Origin of the sequence: Rathayibacter tanaceti, assembly GCF_009834165.1 — a bacterium.
GTDB lineage: Bacteria > Actinomycetota > Actinomycetes > Actinomycetales > Microbacteriaceae > Rathayibacter > Rathayibacter tanaceti.
The window spans coordinates 2,800,016-2,818,198 of sequence record NZ_CP047186.1; the positions used below are offsets into that span (position 1 = coordinate 2,800,016).

Below are 18,183 nucleotides of genomic sequence, written 5' to 3' on the forward strand. Positions count from 1 at the left end.
GCCGCCTACTCCTCGACGACGATCGTGGTGATGACCGGATTGCGGCGGTGACGGCGGGTCAGCCAGCGGCCCAGAGTGCGGGTGATCAGCTTCTCCATCGCCTCGCGGTCGGTCGGCGAACCGGCGGCCTGCAGAACCGCCTCGTCGATCGCCTTGCTCGCGTTCGCCTTCCAGCCCGGCTCCTCGACGAAGCCGCGGGTGAAGAACTCGACGGGCTCGCCGAGAGTGCCACGGTCGACGTCGACGATGGCGAGGACGGTGATCGCCCCCTCCTCGGCGAGGACGCGGCGGTCGAGCATCGCGTCCTCGGTGGCGACTCCCATCGTGGTGCCGTCGACCAGGATGTGGTCGGCCTCGATGCGGCCGCTCATGCGGGCACGCCCCTTGACCAGGTCGATCGAGACGCCGTCCTCGATCACGAAGACATCCTTCTCGTCGATCCCGGTGCGGGTCGCGATGGCCGCGTTCGCGGTGAGGTGGCGCCATTCGCCATGCACAGGCAGCACCGCGGTGGGGCGCAGGATGTTGTAGCAGTAGGCGAGCTCGCCTGCGCTGGCGTGACCCGAGACGTGCACCTTGGCGTTGCCCTTGTGCACGACGGTCGCACCCCAGCGGGTGAACGCGTTGATGATCCGGTAGATCGCGTTCTCGTTGCCGGGGATCAGCGAGCTGGCCAGCAGCACGGTGTCGCCGGGGCCGATGTCGATGATGTGGTCCTTGTTGGCCATGCGCGAGAGGGCCGCCATCGGCTCCCCCTGCGAGCCGGTGCAGATCATCACGATCTCGGTGGCGGGCAGCTTCTCGAGCACCTTCATGTCGACGACGAGGCCGGCCGGGATCTTGAGGTAGCCGAGGTCGGCGGCGATTCCCATGTTGCGCACCATCGAGCGGCCGACGAAAGCGACCTTGCGGCCGTGGCGGTGCGCGGCGTCGAGGACCTGCTGGATGCGGTGCACGTGGCTCGCGAAGCTCGAGACGACGATGCGGCGCGGCGCGGTGCGGAACACCTGGTCGATCGCGGGGGCGAGGTCGCCCTCCGAGATCGCGAAGCCGGGCACGTCGGCGTTGGTGGAGTCGACGAGGAAGAGGTCGACGCCCTCGTCGCCGAGCCGGGCGAAGCCGGGGAGATCGGTGGTGCGCCCGTCGAGCGGGAACTGGTCCATCTTGAAGTCGCCCGTGTGCAGCACGAGGCCGGCCTCGGTGCGGATCGCGACGGCGAGCCCGTCCGGGATCGAGTGGTTCACGGCGAGGAACTCGAGGTCGAAGACGCCGGCGTCGACGCGGTCGCCCTCCTTGACCGGGCGGGTGCGCGGAGTGATCCGGTGCTCGGTGAGCTTCGCGGTGATCAGTGCGAGGGTGAAGGTCGAGGCGATGATCGGGATGTCGGCCCGCTCCTTCAGCAGATACGGCACGCCCCCGATGTGGTCCTCATGGCCGTGCGTCAGAACGATCGCCTCGATGTCCTTCAGGCGCGAGCGGATTGCGGCGAAGTCGGGGAGGATCACGTCGATCCCGGGCTGGTTCTCCTCGGGGAAGAGCACGCCGCAGTCGACGATGAGCAGCTTGCCCTTGTGCTCGAAGACGGTCATGTTGCGGCCGATCTCGCCGAGGCCGCCGAGCGGAGTGATCCGCAGGGCACCCTTCTCGAGGGGCTTCGGCTGGGGGAGCTCGAGGTGGTGGCGGGCGGGCTTCTGGGATCTCGTGGTTCTCATGCGGTGCTTTCCGGAGGGAGTGGCTGGACGCGCGCGCTCGGGCGCAGGGGTCCGACCGCGCGCCCGGGTGGGCCGCGGTGATGTGTCGCTCCGGCGTGATCATGCGCGTCCGGGAGCGGGTGGAGGTGTGCGGGACGGGACCGGTCGGCCGCTCTCACGCGGGAGGAGCCGTCCGTTCGGCGCGCACGTGCGCACCGACCGTCCTGTACAGCATGCCAGCAGTTCCCTGGATCGCGCGTGCGCAGCGCACCCTCCGCGCTGAAGAGCGCCTCCGCGTCGACGACACCCTCGGCGCACGGAGAGGGCCCGCCGTCCGCGGAGAGAGCCCTCGGCGCACGGAAAGGGGAGAGCGGGAACCCGCCCTCCCCCGACTCCCCCCGGTCGCGCTCGCTCTGTCCTGACGAGGCGTGCGCGGGGATCCCGGAGCGTCAGTCAGCCGGATCGGCCTCCGAGGAGGCCGTCGTGCGGGCGCGGTTCGTGAGATCGTCGAGCGCTTCGAGATGCCGCGCGAACGCCGACCGCCCGGCCGGGGTGAGGCTGAGCCAGGTGCGCGACCGGCGGCCGATGTGGCCCTTGCGGATGCGGGCGTAGCCGACCTCTTCGAGGTGGGTCGCGGCCTTCGAGAGGGCGGAGGGCGCTGTGCCGGTCGCCTGGGCGATGATCGCGAACTCCGCTTCGTCGCACCCGGCGAGGAACGCGGCGACCTTCAGCCGGGGAAGGCTGCTGAACACCTCGTCGACGACCGCCTCGGCCTGGCCGAGGGCGCCGCTCATCGCTTCCACCAGAGGTGGAGGCGGTTGGCGTGCTCGAGCGCGAAGGGGACGACGATGGCCAGCCACACCCCGACCGCAGAGGCCGGGCCGAGCGTCAGGGCCACCAGCCACAGCGCGAGCATGACGACCAGCACGAGCGGCGTCACCGCCCAGTAGCGGATCCGCGCGAGCCGGCCGTCGCGTGGGATCACTCCGTTGACCCGCCAGGACGCCAGGAGGAACGGGAAGGAGGCCGCGTTCAGCGTGAGCACCACGACTCCGACGAAGGGGACGAACCAGCCGACGACGACGCCGACCGTCACCACCCCGACACCGAGGAGGAACAGGAGCGTGCTGAAGACCGCGTACCAGCGCGGGATGCCCCGGTGGTTCTCGGCCTGCCTGGTGAGGGTGGCGGCGACGGTCAGTGCCGCGGCTCGATCTGTCGATGCGTTCATGGTTTCACCGTAGCATGCTGTTTCCATTTGGAAACAACATGCCGGGTTGTCTCTCAGGTTGGCGCCCGATCTCAGCCGAGCGGGCGCTCCGCCTGGGCGAGCACACCGGTCAGGACCGGGCGCGTGGCGAGGAGGGAGAGTCGCACGAGAGCCACGCCGGCGACCAGGCAGGCGATGATGACGACGACCGACAGGGGAGCGATGACGGTCGCTAGTCCCAGGAGGGGCAGCACGATGATCGCGCCGAGCAGCGACGAGCCGACCGTCACGAACACGAGCGGAGACATCACGGCGCGGACCCTGGCGGCGTCCATCGTCGCGACGGGCGCCCCCATCCGGTCGAGGCTCACGTAGAGGTCGCGCCGGTCGAGCACGGCGGCCGCCTGACCCACTCCCACCGAGCAGGCCACCATGAGGAAGGACGCGAGAAGCGTGCTGAAGATGCCGGTGCGGAAGTCGTCAACGAACGTCGGCTCCCACGACGACGACCCGATCGAGTCCATCAGAGCGAGGCCGCCGCCTCCGACGACCGCGATGAAGCTCGTCATCGCGATGCCGCCGACCAGGCGCCACGCAGCCTTCGGCGACTCGAGGATGCTGCGGGCCGCGAGGAGCGACTCGGCGGTCTTCGCCACCCGGAGGCGACGGCGGGCGAACAGTGCGATCGCCCACGGGCCGATGATCCCGAGCACGCCGACCGCCAGCCCGAAGGCGACGACGATCACGGCGATGCCGGCACCGGCGCCGCCGGCCACGGCCGCGAGGAAGGCGACGACGATCAGGACGACGCCGAGGACCGGGCGGATCCACGAGACACGCGCTGCCTGCTGCCTCTGCCGGACGCCCAGGGGCGAGACGACGACGGACCGCAGCCCGATCGCCGCACTCACGGCCGCCAGGAGCGCCACACCACCGAGGACTCCGAGGATCCCGAGCGGCCCGGCCCAGAGCGCGGTCGGTCCGAACGGAGCACCGTGGAAGTGGATGAGGCCGAGGAGCGGCGTGGTGACGGCGTGGAGCACGATGCCCCCGAGCGCCCCGACCACGGCGAGCGCCGTCGACTCGATCACGGTGATGAGGGCGACGGTCCTCGCCGTCGCTCCGAGCAGCCGCAACGTCGCGAGGCGGTCGTCGCGGCGCCGCGCAGAGAGCCGGGCCGCCGCTCCACCGAGGGTCGTGAGGGGGACCAGGAGGAGCGCGAGCATGATCAGGGTGAAGTCCTGGAACATCACCCAGTACTCGTCGTCCGAGCCCCAGAAGTACCGGAGCGCGCCCACGGTCGTCATCATCAGCGCCGACGTGACGGCGAAGGCGACGATCGGCAGGACGACGGTGGCGGGAGTGGCAGCGCTCGGGCGCGCGAGCATCCACGTGATCAGGAAAACGGGGGCGCGTCCGTGCGAGGGTCGCGAGGTCTCGGGGGCGAGCGTGCTCATCGTCCGTCCTCCTGAGCCGCCGCGCCGGCGCCGGAACCGGAGGCGGCCTGCGCTCCCGGTGCAGCGGAGTCGCCGACGATGCGGCCGTCCGAGACCTGCACGATGCGGGAGCAGCGGGCGGCGACCCTCTCGTCGTGGGTGACCACCACGAGCGTGCGTCCCTGGCCCACGGTCGAGCCCAGGAGCGCCTCCATCACGCTGGCACCGGTGGCGGAGTCGAGGGCGCCTGTCGGCTCGTCGGCGAAGATCACCGAGACGCCGCCGACCTGCGCACGGGCGATCGCGACACGCTGCGCCTGGCCTCCGGAGAGCTCGCCGATCCGCCGCTTCTCCATTCCCTCGAGGCCGAGCACCGCGAGCCACTCGGCGGCCCGGACCTCGGCGTCCGAGCGCCGAGCGCCGGCGAGCAGGAGCGGAAGGGCCACGTTCTCGACAGCGGTGAGCTCGGGGACGAGGAGCCCCTGCTGGAAGACGAAGCCGAAGGCCTCCCGGCGCAGGCGCGAGCGCTCGCCGTCGGACAGCGCCGTCAGATCGACCGGGCCGCTCGGGCTCTCGAAGCGCACCGTCCCGGAGTCGGGACGCTGGATCGCGGAGAGGCAGTGAAGAAGGCTGGACTTGCCGGATCCCGACGCGCCCATGACGGCGACCGACTCCCCCCGGTGGATCGTCAGGTCGACTCCGTCGAGGGCGGCGGTCGAGCCGTACCGCAGGACGAGCGACGAGGCGTGGAGGAGTGGATTCTGCATGCCTTCAGCCTGGCCGGGCGCACTGCCGGCCGCATCGCCCGCTCGGATCATCGGGGGTCATCCCCTGGAGGGTGCGGACGCCCACTCCGGGCGGGCGCCGTCGAGGATCAGCGGCTCGAGAGCAGCTCGACGAACTCGTCGGCCATCGCCAGCTGGACGCGGAGCGCCTCCCGCCGCTCGCGCGCCTGGCCGATGAAGAGCTCGAGCTGAGCGCGCAGCTCCGTCGACGCGTCCTCGCCCTGCTCGTCGAGCGTGTCGATCACGCGCAGCAGAGCGGCCATCTCGTCGAGGGCGAAGCCCAGAGGCTTCATCCGGCGGATGAGGAGGAGGCGGTCGTAGTCGGTCGACGTGTAGAGGCGGAAGCCGCCCTCAGTGCGGCCCGAGGCCGTGACCAGGCCGATCTCGTCGTAGTGGCGCAGCGTGCGGAGGGAGAGGCCCGTCCGCTCGGCGAGTTCGCCGATGTGCATGGTCTCGGTCATGCTCCCCCTCTCGGATCGACCCTTACGTGAGGGTAGAGTCTCACTCGCCGCTGATGCGCCCCTGCAAGCCTGGCATCATCGCTCGCCGTTGCCGACCCGCCACCGCAGACCGTCCACCCTCCTGCTCCCCGTCGAGCACCCCTCCCCTCTGGAGCCGCCGCGATGGCCCCCGCCACGACGTCCCCCGCCCGCTATCGAGCCGAGCCGTCCGTGCTGACGGCCCTGCGCACCCCGCGCATCCTGACCCGCGAGGTGCTCGCCGGCCTCGTCGTCGCGCTGGCCCTCATCCCGGAGGCCATCTCGTTCTCGATCATCGCGGGCGTGGACCCGCGGATGGGGCTTTTCTCCTCCTTCGTGATGGCCGTCTCGATCGCGTTCCTCGGCGGACGGCCCGCGATGATCAGCGCCGCGACCGGCGCGGTCGCCCTGGTGATCGCGCCCGTCGCACGGGAGTACGGGATGGACTACCTCCTCGCGACCGTCGTCCTGGCCGGTCTGTTCCAGATCCTGCTCGGGCTGATGGGAGTCGCGAAGCTGATGCGGTTCATCCCGCGCAGCGTCATGGTCGGCTTCGTCAACGCGCTGGCCGTGCTGATCTTCTCTGCACAGATCCCGCACCTGATCGGGGTCCCCTGGCTCGTCTACCCGCTGGTCGCGATCGGCATCGGCATCATGGTCCTGATGCCGCGTCTGACCAGGGCCGCGCCGGCGCCGCTGGTCGCCATCGTCCTGATCACCGCGGCGGTCGTCGTCACCGCCGTCGCCGTCCCGACCGTGGGCGACCAGGGCGAGCTGCCGCGCAGCCTCCCGGAGCTGCTCGTGCCGAGCGTGCCGCTCACCGTCGAGACCTTCACGACCATCGCTCCCTTCGCGCTCGCCATGGCCCTCGTCGGGCTGCTGGAATCGCTGATGACCGCCAAGCTCGTCGACGACATCACCGACACCCGCTCGCAGAAGACCCGGGAGTCGCTGGGTCAGGGCGCCTCGAACGTCCTCTCCGGCCTGTTCGGCGGCATGGGCGGCTGCGCGATGATCGGGCAGACGATGATCAACGTGAAGGCGTCAGGGGCGCGCACCCGGATCTCGACCTTCCTCGCCGGCGTGTTCCTGCTGGTCCTCGTCGTCGTCCTCGGCGACATCGTGGCCCTCATCCCGATGGCGGCCCTCGTCGCCGTCATGATCATGGTGTCCGTCGGCACCTTCGACTGGCACAGCGTCCGCCCCTCGACGCTGCGGCGGATGCCGATCGGCGAGACCGTGGTGATGGTGGCGACCGTCGCGGTCGTCGTCGCGACCCACAACCTCGCGATCGGAGTCATCGTCGGCGTGATCGCCGCGATGGTCGTCTTCACCCGCCGCGTCGCGCGTGTCGCCACCGTCGATCGCACCCTCTCGGCCGATGGCACGACCGCGCACTACACGGTCACAGGCGAGCTGTTCTTCGCCTCCAGCAACGACCTCACCACGCAGTTCTCCTATGCCGAGGACCCGTCGCGCGTCGTCATCGACCTCTCCGCCTCGCACATCTGGGACGCCTCGACCGTTGCGGCTCTCGACGCGGTGACCACGAAGTACCGGCGCCACGGCACGGAGGCTGTCATCGAGGGCATGAACGAGGCGTCCACCCGGATGCACCGCCGGCTCGCGGGCAATCTGGGTGCGGGGGGCTGACGGGCCTCTTCCGGGCGTACAGTCGCACTACGGGGCGAGCTTGACCGAGCGGCGTCGATGCACGGACGATCCGAGGGCGACCAGCCATGATCCGTACCATTATGACTCTGCACGACCGGGCTCTCGGGCTCGAGGAGGGGGTCGACGTCGCCGGCGTCAAGACGTCGATCGAGACCACCCTCCGCAGCGGCGGCGGCTTCGTCGAGCTGGTGGTCGTCGGCAACCGCGCGGTGTCGGTGCTGATCTCGGCGGGCACGCTCCTTCTGATCGATCAGGAGGACGTGGCGGAAGACGACCGCGACGCCCGCGGCGCCGGAGTGTCCTTCGAGGAGATGGTGATCGCCGTCGACTCGCTCTGACGGGGAGCGACGCTTCCGCGGGCGACGGGGCTAGTCCGCGAGCAGGCGCCCGCGCTCCTCGAGCAGCCGGCGCAGATGGCGCGCGAGCACGAGCTCCTCCGCGATCCGGCCCAGCAGCCCGAGCGGAGCAGCGAAGGTCAGCCGGTCGGTCATCACCGAGCCGGCGCAGGGTCCCGCGTCCGCGAAGAGGTGCTCGTGCCGGAACGCGCGGAACGGGCCGCGCGTCTGCTCGTCGACGAAGCGCCGAGGCCGATCGAACACCGTGACGCGGCTGGTCAGCGTCAGCGGCACCCCGACGTGCACGGCCCGCCACGTCACGTCCTCGCCCGGTCCGATCAGGCCGGAGACGACTCCACCGATCGCCCGCTCGCGGGCCCGGGCCTGGGTCGCCTCGTGCAGGCCGATGTCCCGCGCGCGATCGAACAGCTCGAGGGCCGGGCGGTGGGAGCGGGTGACGCACTCGATCGTGACGGGCATGCGCCCATCCTGCTCCTCGCCCCGCGGCACAAGGCCCAGCGAGCCGGGCGCCCCGTCCGCTTGACTAGGGGGATGCGCCGATGGTCGGCGCGTTCGGGAGGCGACATGGCGAATCATCGTTTCGAGCTGCGGTCCGGCCGCGGGATCGGCGTCTCGGCCGCGGGGGATCCCGTCGCCGACCGGCTGGTGGTGTTCTGCCACCCCACCCCCGGAGCGGGCGGCTTCGATCCCGACCCCACCGTCACCGGACCCTGGGGCCTGCACCTGCTGATCCTCGACCGCCCCGGCTACGGCGCCTCCGACCCGGTCGACGCCGCGCACGGGCGGGTCCAGGACCGCGCCGACGACCTCGCCGAGTACCTGCGCCGCTCCGAGCGCACGGCGCGCATGGTCGAGGGCGCGCGATTCGGCAGCGTCGGAGTCGTCGGCTGGGGCTCGGGAGGAGTCTTCGCCCTCTCGCTCGCGGCCCGGCACCCCGACCTCATCGACCGCCTCGCCCTCGTCGGCACCCCGGCGCCGCCCCAGGCCGGCGTCCTGGTGCACCCGACGGGCGCGTGGGAGCGGCGCGAGACTCTCCCGGACGAGGACGCCGCGACGATCGCCGCCTCCCTCCCCACCGCCGAACCGGGACTCGATGCGCTCGGCATCGAGCCCGACGACCCGGTGCTCGCCGGCCACGGCGGGCTCCGCAACCGGCTCGAGCGGATGCTCGGCGAGGGCTGGCGGCAGGGGCCGGGCGGCGCAGCGACCGACCTGGCCGCGCTCCGCGACGGCTCCTGGGCCGACGACCTCGACCGGGTGAGCGCCGACACTCTGCTGGTGCACGGCGACTCCGACCCGGTGGCGAGCGCCGAGGACGGCCGCTGGTACCGCGGGCGGCTCGCGCACGCCCGCACGGCCACCGTCGACGGTGCGGGGCGGTTGGCGCTGGTGCGGGAGTGGCGGCGGATCCTCGACCACGTCGCTCCGCTCGAGCGCGGGGCGGAGGACCGATGACGCGCCCCGCGCTGGGCGCCGGCCCGCGTGTGCTCGTCGCGGCGATGGCCGTCTCGGGGGTGGTGCACCTGGTGCGGCCGCGCGTGTTCGACACCGTCGTGCCACGCGGGATGCCCGGTTCGGCGCGCGGCTGGGTGCTCGTCTCCGGAGCGGCCGAGCTGGCCTGCGCCGCGGCGACCGTACACCCGAGCACGCGTGCGATCGGCGGGGTCGCCTCTGCCGCGCTCATGGCGGCCGTTTTCCCGGGCAACGTGCAGATGGCGAGGGACGCACGGCGCCCGCGGTCGCGCGTGATCACGCTGCTGCGTCTGCCGCTGCAGATCCCGCTCGTACTGTGGGGGCTCGAGGCGGCCCGCACGCGCTGACGCCGGGCGCGGCCGGGCGAAGCCCTCGGGAGGCGGAGTCCCCACCGACGCCGCGCACGGCCGCAAGCCCGCGCGGGCGCGGATCGCCCGCTGCTACCGTCCTGGCATGAGCGACCAGAGCGCGGACGACCGCCACGACCAGCTGACCAGCGCCCCGAAGGCCACGGAGGCCGACGCGGCACCCCGCATCGACGTCTCGACGACCGCGGCGGGCGACACTCGCATCGACATCCGCGAGGACGCGGCCGTGCGCCCCGGCCGCGTGGAGGAGAACGGCGACGAGGCCCAGGACGACTCCGGTGCCTGAGGCGGCCCCGGCGTCCGCGCCGACTCCCGAACCCGCAACGGCCTCCGAGCACGGAACGCCCGAGCCACGTCGCGCCGCCCTCGTCTACAACCCGGTCAAGGTCGACCTCGAGCGGGTCAAGGCCGCTGTCTCGCGCGCCGAGGCCGACGCCGGCTGGGCCGAGACGCTCTGGTTCGAGACGTCCGTCGAGGATCCCGGAGCCGGGCAGACCAGGGAGGCGCTGGCGGCTGGGGTCGACGTGGTCATCGCGGCCGGCGGCGACGGGACGGTGCGCGTGGTCGCGGAGGCGCTGCGCGGCTCCGACGCCTCTCTCGCCCTGCTGCCCTCTGGCACCGGCAACCTGCTCGCCCGCAACCTTAACCTCACGCTCGACGACATCGACAACTCCCTCGCCGTCGCGTTCTCGGGGAAGGACCGCGCGATCGACATCGGCCTGATCGACATCGAGACGGCGAAGGGCCGCGACCACCGCGCCTACGTCGTGATGGCGGGCCTCGGGCTCGACGCGAAGATGCTCGCGAACACCGACGACGACCTCAAGAAGCGCGCCGGCTGGCTCGCGTACGTGGACGCCCTGCGCAAGGCGCTGCTCGACAAGAACCAGCTCGAGTTCCGCTACCGCCTCGACGACTCGAAGACCCGCCGGGTGCGCGCCCACACGATCATCGTGGGCAACTGCGGAGCGCTGCCCGCGAACATCCTCCTGCTGCCGGACGCCGCCGTCGACGACGGGGAGTTCGACATCGTGCTGTTGCGGCCGGAGGGGTTCTTCGGCTGGGTGCAGATCATCGTCAAGGTCGTCTGGGAGAACGGGATCCTGCGCCGCAGCGGCGTGGTGGGAGCGAAGCTGATGGGGTTGACCAAGGAGGTGGCCGCCCTGCGCTACGTGAAGGGTCGCGACCTCACGGTGCGCCTCGATCACGAGCAGGAGATCGAACTCGACGGCGATTCCTTCGGCTCGACCTCGGCGTTCCGCACCTGGATCGAGCCGGGCGGGCTCACGGTGCGCGTCCCCGCCTGACCGGCGGGACGACCGCACGGTCCGCCTCCCGCCGGGAGGGAGAGGCGTCATCCATCCCGGCGGCGGCGTCTGCTCCGAGCACGACGCTGCAGCGCGGCTTCGGGTGCCGCACCCCATGCGTGTGCATGAACAGGGTGACTGTAGTGCGGGATCCGTCGCACCCGCAACGGTCCTCGCTCTATCGACGGCGCGCCTAGGTAGTTCCGCTCTCCTGTAGGCGTCCCGCGCAACGGGATCCGCACCCACCGCACCCCCGCGGGCGCCACGCCCAGATGCCGACACGCGCGGGTGCGCCCACGGCGTCAAGGAGGCACGCGAGCAGCGGGTGAGCCGATACCGTCCCCCTATGGGCTTCTTCGACCGCAACGACCCCTCGACCGTCGCACCCGATCAACGGCAGAAGGTGTGGAGCGACGGCCTCGGCCGATTCGCGTTCCGCTGCCTCCAGCTGATCATCGTGCTCGTCCTGGCCGTCGGGATCGTCTACGCCATGACGCAGCTGACGCTCGTGCTCATCCCCGTGATGATCGCGCTGATCCTCGCGTCGGCGATCCACCCCGTCCTGGCCTGGATGCGACGGAAGGGCGTTCCCTCGATCCTCGCGACGTGGCTCGCCCTGATCGGGCTGCTGGCGGTCCTGGGCGCGGTCGCCTGGCTGATCACCGTCGCGGTCCGCAATCAGTGGGACGAGCTGGTGAGCAGCGCCTCCGACGGCATCACCTCGCTCCAGGACTATGTGCAGCACCTGCCGTTCCAGATCACGGACGAGCAGATCGAGGACGCTCGGCAGACGGTCGTCGACTTCCTGACCTCGAGTTCCTTCGGCAGCGGCGCACTGGCCGGAGTCTCGGCGGCCGCCAATTTCCTCACCGGTCTGGTGCTGATGATCGTCGTGCTCTTCTTCTTCATGAAGGACGGGCCGAAGATCTGGGAGTTCCTCCTGCGCCCCTTCACCGGCTCGGGCTACGAGCGCGCGAAGCGGGTCGGCGCGAAGACCGTCGACGTGCTGGGCGGCTACGTCCGCGGCACGGCGACCGTGGCCGCGGTCGACGCCGGGGGCATCGGAGTCGCGCTGGCGATCATCCAGGTGCCGCTGGCGATCCCGCTGGCGGTCATCGTCTTCCTCACGGCGTTCATCCCGATCGTCGGAGCGACGGCGGCGGGCGTCCTGGCGGCCCTGGTCGCCCTGGTCGCGAACGGCCCGGTGGCCGCGCTGATCGTGATCCTCGTCGTGATCGGCGTCAACCAGCTTGAGGGGAACTTCCTCCAGCCGGTGGTGATGGCGCGCTCGCTCAAGCTGCACCCCCTGATCGTGCTCATCGCGCTGACCGTCGGGACCGTGCTGGCGGGCATCGTGGGAGCCGTGCTGGCCGTGCCGATCGCCGCGGTCGTCTGGGGCATCGTCTCGATCTGGAACGGTCAGGACTCGCCCGCGGAGCCGGCCCGGCAGAAACGCGCAGAGACCGTCTGAGCCGCCCGGGGGATGAACCGAGCGCCGATCGGCCGCGAAAACGACGCTGTGTGACGCGCGGCGGTCGCGCTCGGGGTCGATGATCCCGTAGAGTCGAGTCATCTCCTGGGCGATCGCCCGAATTCCACGGCTGAGAAGTCGCAAGACGAAGAGACTCAGCCCCTGATAGAGACCGCATCGATCGAGAGCATCCTCCTCGATCCCCCGGTTCGAACGCCCGTCTCGCACGCGGGTACCGCCTTTCACAGGACGCCGCGGAAGCCGCGCCGTTCCTCGTTCGACCCCCGTCCCACCGACTCCGTCGGCGGACGGGACGTTCTCCCCCGCAGAGTCGTCCTCCCCCGTGGAGGCCAGCGCTCAGCACCCTAGACGACCCGAGCGGTTCCCATCCGACGCGTGTGTTCATCCGCGCGGAGGAGGAGTCGAGCGGGTACCGCACAGTCGTGCGGAATCTGACGACGTCGGCTCCGGCCGTCGTCACCATCACGTAAGGAAAAGACATGCCTACTGGCACCGTTAAGTGGTTCAACTCCGAAAAGGGCTTCGGCTTCATCGCTCCCGACGACGGAGGCGCCGACGTGTTCGCGCACTTCTCCGCCATCGCGAAGCAGGGCTACCGCGAGCTCGTCGAGAACCAGCACGTCGAGTACGACGTCGAGCAGGGCCGCAAGGGCCCGCAGGCCGCGAACATCCGCGGCGTCGGCGAGTAATCTCCGACTTCCGACGCCCCGTCGACCAGGATCCCCGGATCCGGTCGGCGGGGCGTCCGTCGTTTCCGGCGGAGGTGGCGCGGGGCACCCGCGACGTCCTGCTGCTGCCGGAGTCCCGGCGGCGGGCTCAGACCACGAGCGGCCGGGCGGTGTGCACGAGCTCCTCGTGCGGCAGAGCGCGGAGGCGGGTGGCGATCTCGGCGCGGGCGGTCGCGTCGACCTCGGCCCACGCGTACTCCTGCGGGTGCAGCGGAGTGACGGTCACCAGATCGGCGTCGCCGGTCGCCAGCTCGAGGCGCTCGGGCAGCTCCGGGCTGCGGAGGCCGAGCAGCACGCCGACGGCACCCTGCGCGTCGGTCCACGACGCGGGCGCCTCCACGCCGGAGAGGCGGGCGGTGTCGACGCCGGAGCGGCAGCAGACTCCCTGGAGTGCTGCGCGGCGAGCCGCCTCGTAGAGCACGCGGAAGTGCCAGTGGTCCCAGAGATCGGCGGTGGGGACACCGCGGACCGCGGAGGTCTCGAGGCAGAGCTCGAGACCGAGCCCGGTGCCCGGGCTCGCGAGCCGGTCGAAGGGGTCGCTGAGGCCGTCGGTCGCGAGCACGACGGACGGGCCGCGGTCGATGCGGAGGAAGGCTCGGTGGTCGGTCGGCCAGCGCGCGCCGCCGCGGGTACCGGGATCCTCGGTCGACACGACCACCGTGCGGTCCAGGGCGCCGACGGCCCGCCAGGTCGCGGCCCGGTCCTCGGCGACGGCCTCGGCCAGCGCCCGTCGCTCATCCTCGGTCCAGCGGACCTCACGAGTGCGGTTCAGGAACAACGACATGGGACTTCCCGTCCGCGCGGCCGTCATGCCGCGCTCCCGGCACGCTACGGCGCCCGCCCCGACGCCTCCTCCGAGCGACCGGAGTACTTCCTGGACGCCCGCCGATGCCGGCGGGCCCGTCAGGCTAGCGGGTCGACCCCGTTGGTGCGCCAGCGCTCGTCCGCGAGTTGGCCCGGAGTACCGGGGCTCGACTCCTCGCCGAGGGGCTCGGCGCCCCTCCGCGCCTCCGCGGGCACCGCGCCGAGCGAGGTGCCCGCACCCTCGGCCGTGCTGCCGGGCGCGAGGAGGCCCTCCTCGTCCTCGTTCGGGCCCACCTCGTCCTCGGGTGCACTCTCGGAACCGCTCTCGCTCCGGGGGTCGTATCCGTGATCGGGGTCGCGGCTCTCGTCGGGCGTCGTGTTCTCCTCCACCTCGGAGTCGGCGGGGCGGACGTCACCGACCTCCTCGACCTCGACCGAGGGCGTGCCCTCGAAGCCGGCAAACTCGGGGCTCTGGTCAGCGCTCATGGCCGCCACGGTAGCACCGGGCGTCCGGGCCGCGGAGGGGGTTCCCCGGCGGCCGTGAGCCGGCCGTCCAGCCGCCACGCCCTAGGCTCGGAGGGCGATCACGGACGACGGGAGTGACATGCGACGACTCGGGTACGACAGGTTCGGCGGGCCCGACCTGCTCTCGTGGCGCGAGGCCCCGGTGCCCATGCCGGGCCGCGGCGAGGTCCTCGTCCGGACCCGCGCGGCGAGCATCAACGCGACCGACGAGAAGATCCTGGCCGGCTCCGCTCGGATCATGACCATCGGCCGCTCCCGCCCCTACGGCTTCGGGCTCGACGTCGCGGGCACCGTGGAGGCGCTCGGCCCGGGCGCGCACTCCGTCGCGATCGGCGACCGGGTCGTCGGGATGACCCGCGAGGGCGACGCCTTCGCCGACGCCTCCCTCGCGCGCAGCAGCGCGCTCGTGCCGATCCCCGACTCCCTCGACTTCGTGCAGGCGGTGACCCTGGCGATGTCGGGAGGCACCGCGATCGGTCTGGTGGACGCGCTGCGCGCGCGTGCCGGCGAACGGATCCTGGTGGGCGGCGGCTCCGGAGCCATCGGGACCATCACCATCCAGCTGCTGCTGCGCGCGGGCTGTGTCGTCTCTGCGACCGGCTCGGCCGCCTCCGCCGAGACCCTGCGCGGCCTCGGCGCAGAACCGCACGACTACCGCGCGCTCGACCTGAGTGTGCTGGCCGGCCGCTTCGACGCCGTGGTCGACGTCTCGGGGCACCTGCCCGCCGACGACGCAGCGATCCTGCTCGCCGACGGCGGCCGCATCGCGACCCTCGTGCCCAGCGGCCCCGCACTCGTCGCCCAGGCCGTCGGCGTGCTCCGGCGCGGCCGGCCGCGAGTGCGCAATCTGATCGTGGAGGCGACGGCCGAGCGGATCGGGCGGGCGATCTCGCTGGCCGGCTCGGGCGAGCTGCGGCCGGAGCCGGGTGCCGTGCATCCGCTCGAGGAGATCGTCGACGTGCTCTCGCGCCGAGCGGCCGGATCCCAGCGCACCCTGGGCAAGATCGTGTTCACCGCGGACGACTCGGCTGAGCTGAGCTGAGGCGGGCAGGGGAGGTTAGCGGCAGCCGCCCGCCCGGACAAGGGCGAGAAGCGCCCCGACCCGCCCGGACAGGATGGTCGCATGCCCGCATCCCCCTGCTCCTTCCCGTACCCCCTCGGCGTCTTCCTCCGCGGCGACGCCGAGGCGAACGCCGCCGTCTACTCCGAGACCGCGGACAGCGTCGAGATCTGCCTCTTCGACGAGACCGGAGCAGAGACCCGCGTCGCCCTGACCGAGCGCACGGGGCACGTCTTCCACGGCATCGTCCCCGGTCTGCGCGTCGGCACCCGGTACGGGCTGCGCGTCGACGGCCCGTGGGACCCGGCCAACGGGCTCCGGCACAATGCTGCCAAGCTGCTGCTCGACCCGCATGCGACGGCGATCGAGGGCTCCTACACCTGGTCCGAGGATGTGTTCGGTCAGTTCTACGAGGACGCCGACAGGCGCAACGACGCCGACTCCGCCCCCGCCGTCCCCCGCTGCGTGGTCACCGACCCGCACTCCTTCGACTGGGCCGGAGACACCGCACCACGGATCCCGCTCGAGGACACCGTCGTCTACGAAGTGCACGTGAAGGGCTTCACGAAGCTGCACCCGGACGTGCCGGAGGACATCCGCGGCACCTACCGCGGCCTCGCGCACCCCGCCGCGATCAAGCACTTCACCGACCTCGGCGTGACCTCGGTCGAGCTGCTGCCCGTGCACCAGTTCGTGCAGGACTCGCACCTCGAGGAGAAGGGCCTGCGCAACTACTGGGGCTACAACTCCCTCGGCTTCTTCGCCCCGCACAACGAGTACTCGCACTCGGGCGACGACGGCTCGCAGGTGGACGAGTTCAAGGCCATGGTGAAGGCGTTCCACGAGGCCGGGCTCGAGGTCATCCTCGACGTGGTGTACAACCACACCGCCGAGGGCAACGACAAGGGCCCGACGCTCTCGTTCAAGGGCATCGACAACGGCTCCTACTACCGCCTGGTGGAGGGGGACCGAGCCCACTACTTCGACACCACGGGCACCGGCAACAGCCTCAACGTCGCCCACCCGGCCGCGCTCGGCCTGATCATGGACTCGTTGCGCTACTGGGTGACCGAGATGCACGTCGACGGGTTCCGCTTCGACCTCGCTACCACGCTGACCCGCCAGACCGGCGAGGCCGAGGTGCACAGCGCGTTCCTCGACCTGATCGCGCAGGACCCGGTGCTCGCGCCGGTGAAGATGATCGCGGAGCCGTGGGACACCGCCGGCTACCAGGTCGGCGGGTTCCCCGCGGACTGGTCGGAGTGGAACGGGAAGTTCCGCGACGACGTGCGCGATTTCTGGCACGGCGCGGACTCGGTGCTCGGCACGACTGCGCAGCGTGTGCTCGGCTCGCCCGACGTCTACGAGGCCGACCGCCGCTCGCCGCTCTCGAGCGTCAACTTCGTCACGGCGCACGACGGCTTCACCCTCGCCGACCTCACCTCCTACTCGCGCAAGCACAATGCGGCCAACGGCGAGGACAACAACGACGGCGAGAGCGACAACCGCTCCTCCAACAACGGTGCAGAGGGCCCGACCGACAACGAGGCGGTGAACGAGCGTCGCGCCCGCATGCGCCGCAACTTCCTCGCGACGCTGCTGCTCTCGGCCGGCGTGCCGATGATCCTGGGGGGCGACGAGATCGCCCGATCCCAGGGCGGCAACAACAACGCCTACTGCCAGGACGATGAGATCTCGTGGTTCGACTGGGAGAACGCGGACCGCGAGCTGTTCGCCTTCACCCGCGGGCTGATCGCGCTCCGCGCCGCCGAGCCGGCGCTGAAGCCGAGGTGGTTCCGCCGCGCCCCCGGCGACGGCGGCCCCGACACGGTCGACATCCTCCGCTCGGACGCGCAGGGCTTCGCCGACGAGGACTGGGACAACCCGGATGCCCGCTCGATCACCTTCGTGTTCGCGCACGAGGGCAGCGCGAGCTTCGCCCTGCTGCTGAACGCGGCCGAGAACGGCGTCGAGTTCACTGTCCCGGAGGCTCCGGGCGCCGAGTGGACGCTCGCCGCCTCCAGCGACCCGGAGCAGGTCGTCGAGGGCGAGGTCACCACGCTGATCGTGCGCGACGGCTCGTTCACGCTGCTGCGCTCGGCCGCCTGATGCCCGGCCGAGCCCCGCGGCGGCTGCGCTTCAGCGGGCGCATCGCGGGGTTCGGCACGGCCTCGGGCACCCGCGTGGTGCTCGGGCTCTGGGAGTCGACTCCGTACGGCGCGTTCGCGGACGCGATGATCGAGCGCGGCGACGGGCACCGGATGCTGATCGCGCCGTCAAACGAGGTCGCGGAGTTCATCGCCTCGACGTACTCGTTCGACGACGTGCGGATCGAGGCGGTGTCGTGGCGGCGGGTGCACGGCGGGCTGTCCGTCTCGGCGGGGCCGCTCGAGGTGTCGCTGCGGCTCGGCGGCCTGACACCGCTCGGGCGGCTGCTGCGCGTCGTCCCGCGGCCCGTCGCCGAGCACCCCGGGTGGCTGACGGCGATCTCACCGGTCGCCTCCGTGCTCGTGCGCGGGGTCAGCACCGCGGGGTCGGCCGGGAACGGCCGCCGCGAGTACTACGGGGTGCGCGCGATCCGCGGCGTCCTCGGGGTCGACGCCTCGCTCGACGGAGCGGGCCTCGGATCGCTCCGGCCGCTGTCGCCTCCCGTGCGCTTCGGCTTCTCCTCGGCGCCCGCGACTCCGGCGATCGTCGACGTGACCACCACGATCGCGCTCCCGCGCGACGCGAAGACGGCGCATCCGCGCCACTGAAGAACCGGCACTGACGAAGACCCGACACGAAGAAGAACC

General features: G+C 71.7%; 20 protein-coding genes. 11 read left to right on the top strand and 9 right to left on the bottom strand.

The genetic code is table 11. From position 1 onward, the window contains the following. Positions 1–5: 5 nt before the first annotated feature. The 6 genes from GSU10_RS13245 to GSU10_RS13270 all read right to left on the bottom strand — a co-directional run bounded on the left by GSU10_RS13245 (position 6) and on the right by GSU10_RS13270 (position 5,583). Entirely contained in the window at positions 6–1,712 is a 1,707-nt protein-coding gene (locus GSU10_RS13245; RefSeq protein WP_132505020.1) for a ribonuclease J, read from the bottom strand. 428 nt (positions 1,713–2,140) lie between these two features. Beyond that, positions 2,141–2,485: a transcriptional regulator gene (locus tag GSU10_RS13250; RefSeq protein WP_132505022.1), complete on the bottom strand. Its 345-nt coding sequence runs from the start codon at positions 2,483–2,485 to the stop codon at positions 2,141–2,143. Continuing rightward, positions 2,482–2,922, bottom strand: a complete 441-nt coding sequence (locus tag GSU10_RS13255) for a hypothetical protein (RefSeq protein ID WP_068209715.1) — start codon at positions 2,920–2,922, stop codon at positions 2,482–2,484. The genes GSU10_RS13250 and GSU10_RS13255 overlap by 4 nt, the downstream gene beginning before the upstream one ends. A gap of 71 nt (positions 2,923–2,993) precedes the next feature. Continuing rightward, positions 2,994–4,358, bottom strand: coding sequence for an FtsX-like permease family protein (locus GSU10_RS13260; protein WP_068209718.1), 1,365 nt, complete (start codon positions 4,356–4,358; stop codon positions 2,994–2,996). After that, positions 4,355–5,104 carry an ABC transporter ATP-binding protein gene (locus GSU10_RS13265; protein WP_068209739.1) on the bottom strand — a complete coding sequence of 250 codons (750 nt, stop codon included), beginning with the start codon at positions 5,102–5,104 and terminating at the stop codon, positions 4,355–4,357. Before GSU10_RS13265 ends, GSU10_RS13260 begins: the two co-directional genes overlap by 4 nt. A gap of 107 nt (positions 5,105–5,211) precedes the next feature. Continuing rightward, positions 5,212–5,583: a MerR family transcriptional regulator gene (locus GSU10_RS13270; RefSeq protein ID WP_068209721.1), complete on the bottom strand. Its 372-nt coding sequence runs from the start codon at positions 5,581–5,583 to the stop codon at positions 5,212–5,214. A 162-nt stretch (positions 5,584–5,745) separates the two neighbouring features. Here GSU10_RS13270 and GSU10_RS13275 point away from each other — a divergent pair, with 162 nt between their 5' ends. Both GSU10_RS13275 and GSU10_RS13280 read left to right on the top strand, forming a co-directional pair. Further along, positions 5,746–7,254: a SulP family inorganic anion transporter gene (locus tag GSU10_RS13275; RefSeq protein ID WP_068209724.1), complete on the top strand. Its 1,509-nt coding sequence runs from the start codon at positions 5,746–5,748 to the stop codon at positions 7,252–7,254. 86 nt (positions 7,255–7,340) lie between these two features. Continuing rightward, the gene (locus GSU10_RS13280) at positions 7,341–7,613 is read left to right on the top strand and encodes a hypothetical protein (protein WP_068209727.1); all 273 of its coding nucleotides are present in this window, start codon (positions 7,341–7,343) and stop codon (positions 7,611–7,613) included. 30 nt (positions 7,614–7,643) lie between these two features. Here the strand turns inward: GSU10_RS13280 and GSU10_RS13285 are convergent, their stop codons facing one another. Next, entirely contained in the window at positions 7,644–8,090 is a 447-nt protein-coding gene (locus GSU10_RS13285; protein ID WP_068209730.1) for an SRPBCC family protein, read from the bottom strand. Positions 8,091–8,195: 105 nt separating this feature from the next. Here GSU10_RS13285 and GSU10_RS13290 point away from each other — a divergent pair, with 105 nt between their 5' ends. The 6 genes from GSU10_RS13290 (at position 8,196) to GSU10_RS13315 (ending at position 12,960) form a co-directional block, all read left to right on the top strand. Beyond that, positions 8,196–9,086, top strand: coding sequence for an alpha/beta fold hydrolase (locus GSU10_RS13290; RefSeq protein WP_068209733.1), 891 nt, complete (start codon positions 8,196–8,198; stop codon positions 9,084–9,086). Beyond that, positions 9,083–9,451, top strand: coding sequence for a DoxX family protein (locus GSU10_RS13295; protein WP_199220863.1), 369 nt, complete (start codon positions 9,083–9,085; stop codon positions 9,449–9,451). Before GSU10_RS13290 ends, GSU10_RS13295 begins: the two co-directional genes overlap by 4 nt. Before the next feature lie 106 nt (positions 9,452–9,557). Next, positions 9,558–9,758 carry a hypothetical protein gene (locus GSU10_RS13300; RefSeq protein ID WP_068211426.1) on the top strand — a complete coding sequence of 67 codons (201 nt, stop codon included), beginning with the start codon at positions 9,558–9,560 and terminating at the stop codon, positions 9,756–9,758. Continuing rightward, a complete protein-coding gene (locus GSU10_RS13305) occupies positions 9,751–10,779 on the top strand; it encodes a diacylglycerol/lipid kinase family protein (protein WP_068211420.1) in 1,029 nt (342 codons plus the stop codon). The genes GSU10_RS13300 and GSU10_RS13305 overlap by 8 nt, the downstream gene beginning before the upstream one ends. 346 nt (positions 10,780–11,125) lie before the next feature. Continuing rightward, positions 11,126–12,250, top strand: a complete 1,125-nt coding sequence (locus tag GSU10_RS13310) for an AI-2E family transporter (RefSeq protein ID WP_068211418.1) — start codon at positions 11,126–11,128, stop codon at positions 12,248–12,250. 500 nt (positions 12,251–12,750) lie between these two features. Then, positions 12,751–12,960: a cold-shock protein gene (locus GSU10_RS13315; RefSeq protein WP_055786246.1), complete on the top strand. Its 210-nt coding sequence runs from the start codon at positions 12,751–12,753 to the stop codon at positions 12,958–12,960. A gap of 127 nt (positions 12,961–13,087) precedes the next feature. Here the strand turns inward: GSU10_RS13315 and GSU10_RS13320 are convergent, their stop codons facing one another. Together GSU10_RS13320 and GSU10_RS13325 are read right to left on the bottom strand one after the other, a co-directional pair. Next, a complete protein-coding gene (locus GSU10_RS13320) occupies positions 13,088–13,783 on the bottom strand; it encodes a hypothetical protein (RefSeq protein WP_068211415.1) in 696 nt (231 codons plus the stop codon). Positions 13,784–13,902: 119 nt separating this feature from the next. Further along, the gene (locus GSU10_RS13325) at positions 13,903–14,289 is read right to left on the bottom strand and encodes a relaxase family protein (RefSeq protein WP_068211412.1); all 387 of its coding nucleotides are present in this window, start codon (positions 14,287–14,289) and stop codon (positions 13,903–13,905) included. A gap of 118 nt (positions 14,290–14,407) precedes the next feature. Here GSU10_RS13325 and GSU10_RS13330 point away from each other — a divergent pair, with 118 nt between their 5' ends. The 3 genes from GSU10_RS13330 to GSU10_RS13340 all read left to right on the top strand — a co-directional run bounded on the left by GSU10_RS13330 (position 14,408) and on the right by GSU10_RS13340 (position 18,144). Then, positions 14,408–15,370, top strand: coding sequence for an NADP-dependent oxidoreductase (locus GSU10_RS13330; protein ID WP_068211409.1), 963 nt, complete (start codon positions 14,408–14,410; stop codon positions 15,368–15,370). 81 nt (positions 15,371–15,451) lie between these two features. After that, entirely contained in the window at positions 15,452–17,497 is a 2,046-nt protein-coding gene (gene glgX / locus GSU10_RS13335; protein ID WP_068211406.1) for a glycogen debranching protein GlgX, read from the top strand. Further along, a complete protein-coding gene (locus tag GSU10_RS13340; protein WP_068211403.1) occupies positions 17,497–18,144 on the top strand; it encodes a hypothetical protein in 648 nt (215 codons plus the stop codon). The genes glgX and GSU10_RS13340 overlap by 1 nt, the downstream gene beginning before the upstream one ends. Positions 18,145–18,183: the final 39 nt, after the last annotated feature.

Bases quoted from the DNA above. Each gene is read 5' to 3' on its own strand.
- GSU10_RS13315 (WP_055786246.1), top strand. From the start codon at position 12,751: ATGCCTACTGGCACCGTTAAGTGGTTCAACTCCGAAAAGGGCTTCGGC.
- GSU10_RS13245 (WP_132505020.1), bottom strand. From the start codon at position 1,712: ATGAGAACCACGAGATCCCAGAAGCCCGCCCGCCACCACCTCGAGCTC.
- GSU10_RS13270 (WP_068209721.1), bottom strand. From the start codon at position 5,583: ATGACCGAGACCATGCACATCGGCGAACTCGCCGAGCGGACGGGCCTC.
- GSU10_RS13310 (WP_068211418.1), top strand. From the start codon at position 11,126: ATGGGCTTCTTCGACCGCAACGACCCCTCGACCGTCGCACCCGATCAA.
- GSU10_RS13260 (WP_068209718.1), bottom strand. From the start codon at position 4,358: ATGAGCACGCTCGCCCCCGAGACCTCGCGACCCTCGCACGGACGCGCC.
- GSU10_RS13280 (WP_068209727.1), top strand. From the start codon at position 7,341: ATGATCCGTACCATTATGACTCTGCACGACCGGGCTCTCGGGCTCGAG.
- GSU10_RS13255 (WP_068209715.1), bottom strand. From the start codon at position 2,922: ATGAACGCATCGACAGATCGAGCCGCGGCACTGACCGTCGCCGCCACC.
- GSU10_RS13250 (WP_132505022.1), bottom strand. From the start codon at position 2,485: ATGAGCGGCGCCCTCGGCCAGGCCGAGGCGGTCGTCGACGAGGTGTTC.
- GSU10_RS13265 (WP_068209739.1), bottom strand. From the start codon at position 5,104: ATGCAGAATCCACTCCTCCACGCCTCGTCGCTCGTCCTGCGGTACGGC.
- GSU10_RS13290 (WP_068209733.1), top strand. From the start codon at position 8,196: ATGGCGAATCATCGTTTCGAGCTGCGGTCCGGCCGCGGGATCGGCGTC.
- GSU10_RS13295 (WP_199220863.1), top strand. From the start codon at position 9,083: ATGACGCGCCCCGCGCTGGGCGCCGGCCCGCGTGTGCTCGTCGCGGCG.
- GSU10_RS13275 (WP_068209724.1), top strand. From the start codon at position 5,746: ATGGCCCCCGCCACGACGTCCCCCGCCCGCTATCGAGCCGAGCCGTCC.
- GSU10_RS13340 (WP_068211403.1), top strand. From the start codon at position 17,497: ATGCCCGGCCGAGCCCCGCGGCGGCTGCGCTTCAGCGGGCGCATCGCG.
- GSU10_RS13325 (WP_068211412.1), bottom strand. From the start codon at position 14,289: ATGAGCGCTGACCAGAGCCCCGAGTTTGCCGGCTTCGAGGGCACGCCC.
- glgX (WP_068211406.1), top strand. From the start codon at position 15,452: ATGCCCGCATCCCCCTGCTCCTTCCCGTACCCCCTCGGCGTCTTCCTC.
- GSU10_RS13300 (WP_068211426.1), top strand. From the start codon at position 9,558: ATGAGCGACCAGAGCGCGGACGACCGCCACGACCAGCTGACCAGCGCC.
- GSU10_RS13320 (WP_068211415.1), bottom strand. From the start codon at position 13,783: ATGTCGTTGTTCCTGAACCGCACTCGTGAGGTCCGCTGGACCGAGGAT.
- GSU10_RS13285 (WP_068209730.1), bottom strand. From the start codon at position 8,090: ATGCCCGTCACGATCGAGTGCGTCACCCGCTCCCACCGCCCGGCCCTC.
- GSU10_RS13330 (WP_068211409.1), top strand. From the start codon at position 14,408: ATGCGACGACTCGGGTACGACAGGTTCGGCGGGCCCGACCTGCTCTCG.